We start from the raw sequence: 8,773 nt of genomic DNA, 5'->3' as shown, positions 1-8,773 counted from the left end.
TCGACCTGCGCGCCCTCGACCGCGGCAGCCAGGATGGCCCGCGGCGCCGGCATCGGCGCGCCCTTGAGCTGCTTGCGCAGGTTCGACGGGAACGACGGCAGTATGGCCGCCAACCCGGGCGACGACGGGGTACCGCCGGGCATCTTGTAACCCTTCTTGTCCCACGGCTGCTCGTGCGCATCCGGGTTCGCCTTGATCCACGCCTTGGCGGTCGGGACCAGCTCCTCCACCGTGGGCACCACCTCGTCGACCAGCCCGATCTCCTTGGCCTTGGCCGGCTTGAACCGGGTGCCTTGCGCCAGCACGGACACAAACGCGTTCTGAATGCCCAGCATCCGCACCGTGCGGGTCACCCCGCCGCCACCGGGCAGCAGCCCCAACGTCACTTCGGGCAGCCCGATCTGGCTGCCCTTGACGTCGGCCGCGATGCGGTGATGACAGGCCAGCGCGATCTCCAGACCACCGCCCAGCGCTGCCCCATTGATGGCGGCGGCCACCGGCTTGCCCAGCGTCTCCAGCGCGCGCAGCTGCCTCTTGACCGTCTCGACAGTGTCGAACACGTCGCCGGCATCCTCCGGCTTGGCTTGGATCATGGTCTTCACGTCGCCACCGGCGAAGAAGGTCTTCTTGCCACTGGTGATCACCACACCGGTGATCGAATCCTTTTCGGCGACCAGTCGATCCACGGCCTTGCCCATCGACTCGATGTAGGCCTCGTTCATGACGTTGGCCGAACCCGACGGGTCGTCCATGGTCAGCGTGACAATGCCGTCGGCATCCTTGTCCCACTGAATTGTGTTGTCGGGCATACTGTTAGACCCTCTCGATAACCGTAGCGACACCCATGCCGCCGCCAATACATAGCGTGACGAGCGCCCGCCGGGCGTTGCGGCGCTCCAGTTCGTCGACCATAGTGCCTAAGATCATCGCGCCGGTAGCGCCCAGCGGGTGGCCCATCGCGATGGCGCCGCCGTTGACGTTGAGCTTCTCGTCGGGGATGTTCAGGTCCTTCTGGAACTTGAGTACCACCGACGCGAACGCCTCGTTGAGCTCGAAGAGGTCGATGTCGTCGACGGTTAACCCGGCCCGGTCGAGCACCTTAAGCGTGGCCGGAGTGGGGCCGGTCAGCATGATCACCGGGTCGGCGCCGCTGGTGGCGGTGGCCAGAATGCGGGCCCGCGGGGTCAAATTGGCGGCCTGCCCCGCCTTTTCTGAGCCGATCATCACCAGCGCGGCACCGTCGACAATCCCGGAGCTGTTGCCGCCAGTGTGGACGTGGTTGATCTTCTCGATCCAGTGGTACTTCTGCAGCGCGACATCGTCGAAGCCGCCCAACGCCGCAAGCCCCTCGAAGGCCGGCTTCAACTTGGCCAGACCTTCCATGGTGGTGTCGGGCCGCATGTGCTCGTCGTGGTCGAGAATCAGCAGGCCATTCTGGTCACGGACCGGTACCACCGACTTGGCGAAGTAGCCGCCCGACCACGCGTCGGCGGCTCTCTCCTGGCTGCGCAACGCGTAAGCGTCGACGTCTTCGCGGGAGAAGCCCTCGATGGTGGCGATCAAGTCGGCGCCGATGCCCTGCGGAACAAACATCACGTCGTAGTTGGTGGCAGGGTCCAGCCCCAGGGCGCCGCCGTCGGATCCCATCGGCACGCGGCTCATCGACTCCACACCACCGGCCAGCACCAGGTCGTCCCAGCCGGAACGTACCTTCTGCGCGGCGGTGTTGACAGCCTCCAGGCCCGATGCGCAGAACCGGTTGAGCTGCACGCCGCCCGAGGTGACCGGCATGCCCGCGGCCAGCACCGCGGCGCGGGCGATATCGCCGCCCTGGTCACCCACGGGTGAGACACAACCCAGAATGACGTCGCTGATCAGGTTCTCGTCCAGGTCGGGGTGACGCTTGCGCAGCTCCTCGATCAGGCCGACGACCAGGCTCACTGGCTTGACTTCGTGCAACGATCCGTTTTTTTGCTTGCCGCGCGGGGTGCGGATGGCCTCGTAGATGAAGGCTTCTTCGGACATGTCGACTTCCTGTTCGCGAAAAGGGGGTTTGGGATGGTTCTTGCCGGCACTTCAAGACTAGGTCCAGTAGACGCACACTAACAGGGCCGTCGGCCAACCTGTTGGTTGGGACGGCGTTGCTGGCCGCCATGGAACGTGAAGCTGGCTTCACGTTCGAGACCGAGCGTGAAGCTGGGCTCACGCTCGGCTCAGGCCAGGCGCCCTAAGCTCGTCTGCCATGACAGTGTCGCGACTGCAGCCCTATGCGACGACGGTGTTCGCCGAGATGTCGGCGCTGGCCGCGCGGATTGGCGCGGTCAACCTTGGGCAGGGCTTTCCTGACGAGGACGGGCCGTCGGCGATGCTGAGGGCTGCGCAAGACGCCATCGCGTCGGGAGCCAACCAATATCCGCCGGGGATAGGCGTCGCGGCCCTGCGGCAGGCTGTCGCCGCCCAACGCCGGCGACATTTCGGGGTCCAGTACAACCCCGACACCGAAATACTGGTGACCGTCGGTGCCACCGAGGCGATCGCGGCGGCGGTGTTGGGCCTGGTCGAACCCGGATCGGAAGTGCTTCTGATCGAGCCGTTCTACGACTCCTATTCGCCGGTGGTGGCGATGGCCGGCGCCCGCCGGGTGACCGTGCCGCTGGTGCCCGATGGCGGCGGGTTTGCGCTAGACGTCGACGCATTGCAGCGTGCCGTGACATCCCACACGCGGGCGCTGATCGTCAACTCGCCGCACAATCCGACCGGAACAGTGCTCAATGCAGACGAACTGGCAGCTATTGCGGAGATCGCGGTAGCTGCGGACCTGTTGGTGATCACCGACGAGGTCTACGAGCACCTGGTGTACCCCTCCCCCGACGGCCACGCGCACATGCCGCTGGCCGGCTTCGACGGCATGGCCGAGCGCACGGTGACGATCTCCAGCGCGGCCAAGATGTTCAACTGCACCGGCTGGAAGATCGGATGGGCTTGCGGCCCAGCCCAACTCATCTCAGGGGTGCGCGCGGCCAAACAGTATCTGAGCTACGTCGGCGGCGCGCCCTTCCAGCCCGCGGTGGCCCTTGCCCTGGACACCGAGGACGCCTGGGTAGCGGCGCTGCGGAGGTCTTTGCAGACCAGACGCGATCGGTTGGCCGCTGGACTGCGCGAGATCGGCTTTGCCGTGCATGACAGTCATGGGACCTATTTCTTGTGCGCCGATCCGCGTCCACTCGGCTACCAGGACAGCACGGCGTTCTGCGCGGCCCTGCCGGAAAAGGTCGGGGTGGCCGCTATCCCCATGTCGGCGTTCTGCGACCGGGCGGCCCAGCACGCCGACCTGTGGAATCACCTGGTGCGTTTCGCCTTCTGCAAACGCGAGGACACCCTGGCCGATGCGATCCGGCGACTGGCCGTGCTGCGCGACGGGGCTATTTTGGGCTAGCTGCCGGGCTAGCTGGCCTAATCGGCGGCGCGCATAACGCGCTCGCGCAGACCCTCCAGGGCGGCATTGAGGATCTTCTTGCGGGCACGTTTGATTAAGAACTCCGGCAGCGGCGCCGAGGGTTCGACGGTCAAAGTGAAGTGAACCCGTGTCTTGTCTTCGCCCTCACGACGCAGGTTGTACTCCCCGTGCTGGCCGTGTTGCTGGGCGGTTTTGCGCGCATCCCAGACCATCCAGTCTGGCCCCCAATGGTATTCGAGCAGTTGGGTGTCCACGAACCCCACCACTTTGACGGTGACTTTCACGTGGTGCGGTCGACCGTCGGGATGAGTGTCGACAACTTCAACCCGTTTATGAACCGACGACCAGGACGGCACCGCATCCATGTCAGCGAGCGCCCCCATGATCACGTCAGGGGGCGCGCTAATGACAATTTCCTGCGACGCTTGGACAGCCACCGACACCAAACTAGCAACCACGAACCACGGTACGGAGCCCAGAAAATCGAACTACGTCGGCTGGTCCACGCCGCCGCGACCCATGATAAGTTCTTTGAGCCCCTTGGCCGCGGCATCAAGTACCTGCTCGCTGGCTCGCTTGACGACGAAACCGGGAATCGGCCCGGCCGGCTCCACGGTGATGTCGAACCGCACGCGTGACGTATCGACCCCTTCAGGTTTGACGGTGGTCTCAATGTGCTGCCCGTGCTGCTGGTAGGTCTGGTTCGCGTCCCAGCACATCCAGTCCGGGCCCCAGTGGTATTCCAGGATCTCCTTATCCACCAAGCCCAGAATCTTGACGGTGGCTTTCACATGGTGGGGACGACCGTCCGGGTAGTAGTCGATCACTTCCACCCGCTTGTGCAGTGGTGACCAGGAAGTTAGAACACTTACGTCGGCCAGCACCTCCATGACCACGTCCGGAGGCGCATCGATGACTATTTCCCGTGATGCTTTGACGGCCACTAAGTTCACGCTAGCAACGCAGCCGCGGCGGCGGACCGACTTCGGCGCAAATATCCCAAAGATCGTCACCAATTGATTTCGTCAATCGGGGTGGTCACCGCCGGCGGCGGCCCGACCGATCCGGCCGACGTTCGGGAGAAGCGCGGTGCGGGCGCGGCCTGGTCCACGCCGTGGGCGGTGATCAGCGTCGACCGTGCTCGCAAATGATCGTTGCCGGCCGCCTCGCTCCACGTCAGCACCGGGGTCACGCAGGCATCGGTGCCGGCGAAAACATCAGTCCATTCGTCGCGGGTTCGGCCGGCGAATCGTGCGGCGAAGATCTCCCCCATCTGCGGATACGAGCCGATATCGAGCTGGTTCGGCACGTCATTCGCCGTCAGGCCGAGCCCGGCCAGCAGCGCCGCGAAAAACTGCGGCTCGATAGCGCCCACCGCCATGTACTTGCCGTCAGCGGTTTCGTAACAACGGTAGAACGGGGCGCCGCCGTCGAGCAGAAACGATTCGCGCCGGTCGCGCAAGCTGCCGATAGCCTTCATGGTCCACATCATCTGCGCGAGCACGCTGACGCCGTCGACCATCGCGGCGTCGATAACCTGCCCCTGGCCGGAGCGTTCCCGCTCATAGAGTGCGGCCACAATGCCGAGCAGCACCAGCATGGAGCCCCCGCCGAAGTCGGCAACCAGGTTCAACGGTGGCATCGGCGGGCGGTCGGCGTAACCCAACGCCGACAGCGCTCCGGTCTGCGACAAATAGTTGATGTCATGGCCTGCCGTGGCGGCCAATGGCCCGTCCTGTCCCCACCCGGTGATGCGGGCAAAGATCAGCCGTGAGTTCACCGCTGCACAGTCCGCGGGCCCGATGCCCAGTCGCTCGCAGGTTCCCGGCCGAAAGCAGTCCAGCAGCACATCAGCCTTGGCGACCAGCTCGAGCAATACACCCGGCTGCGTCTTGACGTCCAGGTCGACGATCCGCTTACCCCGGTGCAGCAGATCGCGATCTTCGGACGGCATGGTCAAGCCGCCAGGGCGACGCACCCGTACCACGTCGGCCCCTAAGTCGGCGAGCACCATCCCCGCATGCGGGCCTGGTCCGATGCCGCCGAGCTCGATGACCTTCACTCCGGCCAGCGGCCCCCCGCCAATCACAGTGATTATTTGCCTTTCTTCACCTTGAGCACCTGATCGCGTAGCGCTTTTGTCGCACTGTCGATCGTCCCTTTGACGGCGCGCTTGAGCACAAAGCCCGGCAACGGCACGTTCGGGTCGAGGGCGATCTCAAACTTCACCAACGTGTTGTCACCCTGGGGAACCAAGGTGTATTTACCGTCCTGCGACTTCTGCTGAGGGGAGCTGACCAGCGTCCAGCTCACCTCGTTATCGGCCCAGGTGTAGGCCACCACCTGCTCGTCGGTAACGCCCGCCGTCTTGACCCTCATCTTCACTTGGCTGGGCCGCCCGTCATCTCCGGTCTCGAGGACTTCAGCGCTCTGATGGGGTTCCGACCACTCAGGCAGCGCTTCGAAGTCGGCGATGACGTCCAGAATCTCCTCCGGGCTAGCTTCGATGACGATGTCGCGGAACTCTTTGATTGCCATGGCCCGCACCTTAGCGAAGCGCCGTCCGAGCGGGAAGAACTTCGTCCAGCGTACCGTCGTGTTCGTGACTGATCGCGCGAATGACGCCGGGTACACCGTCGGTGACTATCTGCTTGACCGCCTCGCCGAACTCGGGGTCTCGGAGATCTTCGGTGTTCCGGGGGACTACAACCTGGAATTTCTCGACCACATCGTGGCCCATCCGGCCATACGGTGGGTGGGCAACGCCAACGAGCTCAACGCCGGATATGCCGCCGACGGTTACGGACGGCTGCGTGGAATGGCAGCGGTGGTAACGACATTCGGGGTGGGCGAACTCTCGGCGACCAACGCGATTGCAGGTAGCTACGCCGAGCACGTGCCGGTAGTTCATGTCGTCGGTGGCCCCTCCAAAGATGCCCAGGGCACCCGGCGCGCGCTGCACCATTCGCTTGGCGATGGCGACTTCGAGCACTTCTTCCGAATCAGCCGTGAAATCACCTGCGCCCAAGCCAGTCTCATGCCGGCAACGGCTTGCCGAGAGATCGACCGGGTGCTGTGTGAGGTGCGGGAACACAAGCGACCCGGATACATTTTGCTGTCCACTGACGTGGCGCGGTTCCCCACCGAACCACCCGGTGCCCCGCTGCCCCCCGTTGGCGGCGGCACCAGCCCCCGCGCGCTGTCGCTGTTCATCGAAACCGCCCGTTCACTGATCGGCGAACATCAGCTGACCGTTCTCGCTGACTTGCTGGTTCACCGCTTGCGGGCTGTCGATGCGCTGGAGAAATTGCTGGCCGCCGACGTCGTGCCGCATGCCACGTTGATGTGGGGAAAAAGTCTGCTCGACGAGAGTTCACCCAATTTTATGGGCATCTACGCCGGAGCGGCCAGCGCAGAACGGGTACGCGCCGCGATCGAAGACGCACCCGTGCTGGTGACGGCCGGAGTGGTGTTCACTGACATGGTCAGCGGATTCTTCAGTCAGCGCATTGACCCGGCGCGCACCATCGACGTCGGGCAATATCAAAGCACGGTGGCGGGGCAGGTATTCGCGCCGCTGGAAATGAATGCCGCATTGAATGCGCTGGCGCAAATCCTGGCCGAGCGCGGGATAAACTCACCACCCGTGCCGGCCCCGGCCAACCACCCACCAACGCCTACACCAACGCACGACGAGCCGCTGACCCAAAAGGTGCTGTGGGACCGGCTCAACGACGCGCTCACGCCCGGCAACGTAGTACTGGCCGAGCAGGGCACCTCGTTCTACGGCATGGCCGACCACCGGTTGCCACATGGCGTCACCTTCATCGGTCAACCCCTTTGGGGCTCAATCGGTTACACGTTACCTGCGGCGCTCGGGGCCGCGGTGGCACATCGTGACCGCAGGACGGTGTTGCTGATCGGAGATGGGGCCGCCCAACTGACCGTGCAGGAGCTCGGCACCTTCTCCCGCGAGGGCCTGTGCCCGGTCATCGTGGTGGTCAACAACGACGGTTACACCATCGAACGCGCGATTCACGGACCAACGGCTCCCTACAACGACATTGTCAGCTGGAGCTGGCCTGACATCCCGGATGCGCTGGGAGTGAAGAACCACTTGGTGTTTCGGGCGCACACGTATGGCGAACTCGATCATGCGCTGACCGCGGCTGCACAGCAACAGGATCGCATGGTGCTCGTGGAAGCGGTGCTGCCGCGGCTAGAAATCCCACACCTGCTGCACGAACTGGTTCGGCCGGTGTCGCCCGACGGCAGTGTGCGACGCTGAGGGACCGGGTGCGGGTGTTGGCCCGTGGCTCGATGCGGTGCGGATCGCCCGAACGGTGTGGCGCACGCACAGAGACATCGTTTGACTGCTCACTGCGTCTCGATCCGCATCACCTCGAAGAGCCGGCCCACGAACAGCGGCGGGTAGGCACCCACTCCGGCTCTATCCATCCACTGGGCCACGGCGTCAGGATGGCCGATCCACTCCAGGGCAGCGGCCTCGTGGGGGAACTCCTGCAAGATCAGTACCTCGTGATCGTCGTCGAACGCCTGAAAAACCCATGTCTTTCGCACCCCGGCCGCGGTAAATCGATCCTTGGCAAGGCCGATCTCGGCGGTTAACGTCACCAGGTTGTCCACCGAGGCAATCGCGGCCACCACAACACCGGGCGCTTTCGGGCGATCCCGCGGCGCGGCAACAATTCTGTCGACAATTTCGCCGGCGAATACCGCGGGGATGTCCTGGACGCCCGCCGCCTCGAACCAGTCGAAAAAGACCTGCGAGCGTAGTAATTCCACGACGGGTTCGCGGCTGTGCACGCCGATCAGCACCAAAACGCGGCCGTAGTCGTGCGTTGACGCGTAGACGAGAACGTGATGGGCGCCGATGTCAGCCAGTGCCGACTTGTTGCGCTCAAGTAGTGCGCACACCGTTTTCGGATCCGGGACGCGATAGTCGGAGGCGATCACCATCGAATGGATGTCATTCGTCATCGTCGGACTCCGGTCGCCGGCAGCCGCCGAGTGAGCTGGTCAACGGTTACGCCGACCACCAGGATGGTTCGGAACGCTTTGGTGCACAATTCAATTGCCGTGTCCTTTGCCGCTACTGCCCGATTGCGGTCGATGAGCGGCTCGACCTCCCGACCGAGGGCTTTCTCAACCATGTCGGGGCTCATTTCGTCAACTGACCCGATGAGAGCAGCCATGCCCTCACGTAGCCGCGAAAAGGAACGCACACCCGTCGGGTCGACCTTGACCCGCAGCACCGCAGCCCGCATGCGGGCAAGCGTAACTCCGACGATGGCG

At 64.3% G+C, this 8,773-nt stretch carries 10 protein-coding genes; 2 read left to right on the top strand and 8 right to left on the bottom strand.

The annotated features are described in order from the left end of the window. Positions 1-809: enoyl-CoA hydratase/isomerase family protein (locus F0Q45_RS04085; RefSeq protein ID WP_149652706.1), on the bottom strand; the 809-nt coding region annotated here is incomplete at its 3' end. Between the two features lie 4 nt (positions 810-813). Beyond that, positions 814-2,025: an acetyl-CoA C-acetyltransferase gene (locus F0Q45_RS04080; protein ID WP_149652705.1), complete on the bottom strand. Its 1,212-nt coding sequence runs from the start codon at positions 2,023-2,025 to the stop codon at positions 814-816. Between the two features lie 217 nt (positions 2,026-2,242). On the opposite strand from F0Q45_RS04080, the gene F0Q45_RS04075 reads away from it, so the two are divergent. Next, positions 2,243-3,436 carry a pyridoxal phosphate-dependent aminotransferase gene (locus F0Q45_RS04075; RefSeq protein ID WP_149652704.1) on the top strand — a complete coding sequence of 398 codons (1,194 nt, stop codon included), beginning with the start codon at positions 2,243-2,245 and terminating at the stop codon, positions 3,434-3,436. A gap of 17 nt (positions 3,437-3,453) precedes the next feature. On the opposite strand, the gene F0Q45_RS04070 is transcribed toward F0Q45_RS04075, so the two are convergent. The 4 genes from F0Q45_RS04070 to F0Q45_RS04055 all read right to left on the bottom strand — a co-directional run bounded on the left by F0Q45_RS04070 (position 3,454) and on the right by F0Q45_RS04055 (position 5,995). Further along, on the bottom strand, positions 3,454-3,894 hold the full coding sequence (locus F0Q45_RS04070; protein ID WP_188112777.1) for an SRPBCC family protein: 441 nt from the start codon (positions 3,892-3,894) through the stop codon (positions 3,454-3,456). A 51-nt stretch (positions 3,895-3,945) separates the two neighbouring features. Beyond that, complete coding sequence (locus F0Q45_RS04065) at positions 3,946-4,401, bottom strand: SRPBCC family protein (RefSeq protein WP_149652702.1); 456 nt, start codon at positions 4,399-4,401, stop codon at positions 3,946-3,948. A 65-nt stretch (positions 4,402-4,466) separates the two neighbouring features. Beyond that, a complete protein-coding gene (locus tag F0Q45_RS04060; protein WP_149652701.1) occupies positions 4,467-5,546 on the bottom strand; it encodes a CaiB/BaiF CoA transferase family protein in 1,080 nt (359 codons plus the stop codon). 5 nt (positions 5,547-5,551) lie between these two features. Beyond that, positions 5,552-5,995 carry an SRPBCC family protein gene (locus F0Q45_RS04055; protein ID WP_149652700.1) on the bottom strand — a complete coding sequence of 148 codons (444 nt, stop codon included), beginning with the start codon at positions 5,993-5,995 and terminating at the stop codon, positions 5,552-5,554. Here F0Q45_RS04055 and F0Q45_RS04050 point away from each other — a divergent pair. After that, positions 5,994-7,745: an alpha-keto acid decarboxylase family protein gene (locus tag F0Q45_RS04050; RefSeq protein ID WP_149652714.1), complete on the top strand. Its 1,752-nt coding sequence runs from the start codon at positions 5,994-5,996 to the stop codon at positions 7,743-7,745. The genes F0Q45_RS04055 and F0Q45_RS04050 overlap by 2 nt on opposite strands. 89 nt (positions 7,746-7,834) lie before the next feature. Here the strand turns inward: F0Q45_RS04050 and F0Q45_RS04045 are convergent, their stop codons facing one another. Together F0Q45_RS04045 and F0Q45_RS04040 are read right to left on the bottom strand one after the other, a co-directional pair. After that, complete coding sequence (locus F0Q45_RS04045) at positions 7,835-8,458, bottom strand: fatty-acid--CoA ligase (protein WP_149652699.1); 624 nt, start codon at positions 8,456-8,458, stop codon at positions 7,835-7,837. After that, positions 8,455-8,745: a hypothetical protein gene (locus tag F0Q45_RS04040; RefSeq protein ID WP_149652698.1), complete on the bottom strand. Its 291-nt coding sequence runs from the start codon at positions 8,743-8,745 to the stop codon at positions 8,455-8,457. The genes F0Q45_RS04045 and F0Q45_RS04040 overlap by 4 nt, the downstream gene beginning before the upstream one ends. Positions 8,746-8,773 lie beyond the last annotated feature (28 nt).

Source organism: Mycobacterium simiae, from assembly GCF_008370645.1.
Classification (GTDB): Bacteria; Actinomycetota; Actinomycetes; order Mycobacteriales; family Mycobacteriaceae; genus Mycobacterium; species Mycobacterium simiae_A.
The sequence above is the reverse complement of the archived record's forward strand: the minus strand, read 5'-3'. Positions and strand labels throughout refer to the sequence as shown.

What these genes read in the sequence shown, in the direction of transcription:
- F0Q45_RS04080 (WP_149652705.1), bottom strand. Translation starts at nt 2,025, where the DNA reads ATGTCCGAAGAAGCCTTCATCTACGAGGCCATCCGCACCCCGCGCGGC.
- F0Q45_RS04040 (WP_149652698.1), bottom strand. Translation starts at nt 8,745, where the DNA reads ATGCGGGCTGCGGTGCTGCGGGTCAAGGTCGACCCGACGGGTGTGCGT.
- F0Q45_RS04045 (WP_149652699.1), bottom strand. Translation starts at nt 8,458, where the DNA reads ATGACGAATGACATCCATTCGATGGTGATCGCCTCCGACTATCGCGTC.
- F0Q45_RS04075 (WP_149652704.1), top strand. Translation starts at nt 2,243, where the DNA reads ATGACAGTGTCGCGACTGCAGCCCTATGCGACGACGGTGTTCGCCGAG.
- F0Q45_RS04055 (WP_149652700.1), bottom strand. Translation starts at nt 5,995, where the DNA reads ATGGCAATCAAAGAGTTCCGCGACATCGTCATCGAAGCTAGCCCGGAG.
- F0Q45_RS04050 (WP_149652714.1), top strand. Translation starts at nt 5,994, where the DNA reads ATGGCCCGCACCTTAGCGAAGCGCCGTCCGAGCGGGAAGAACTTCGTC.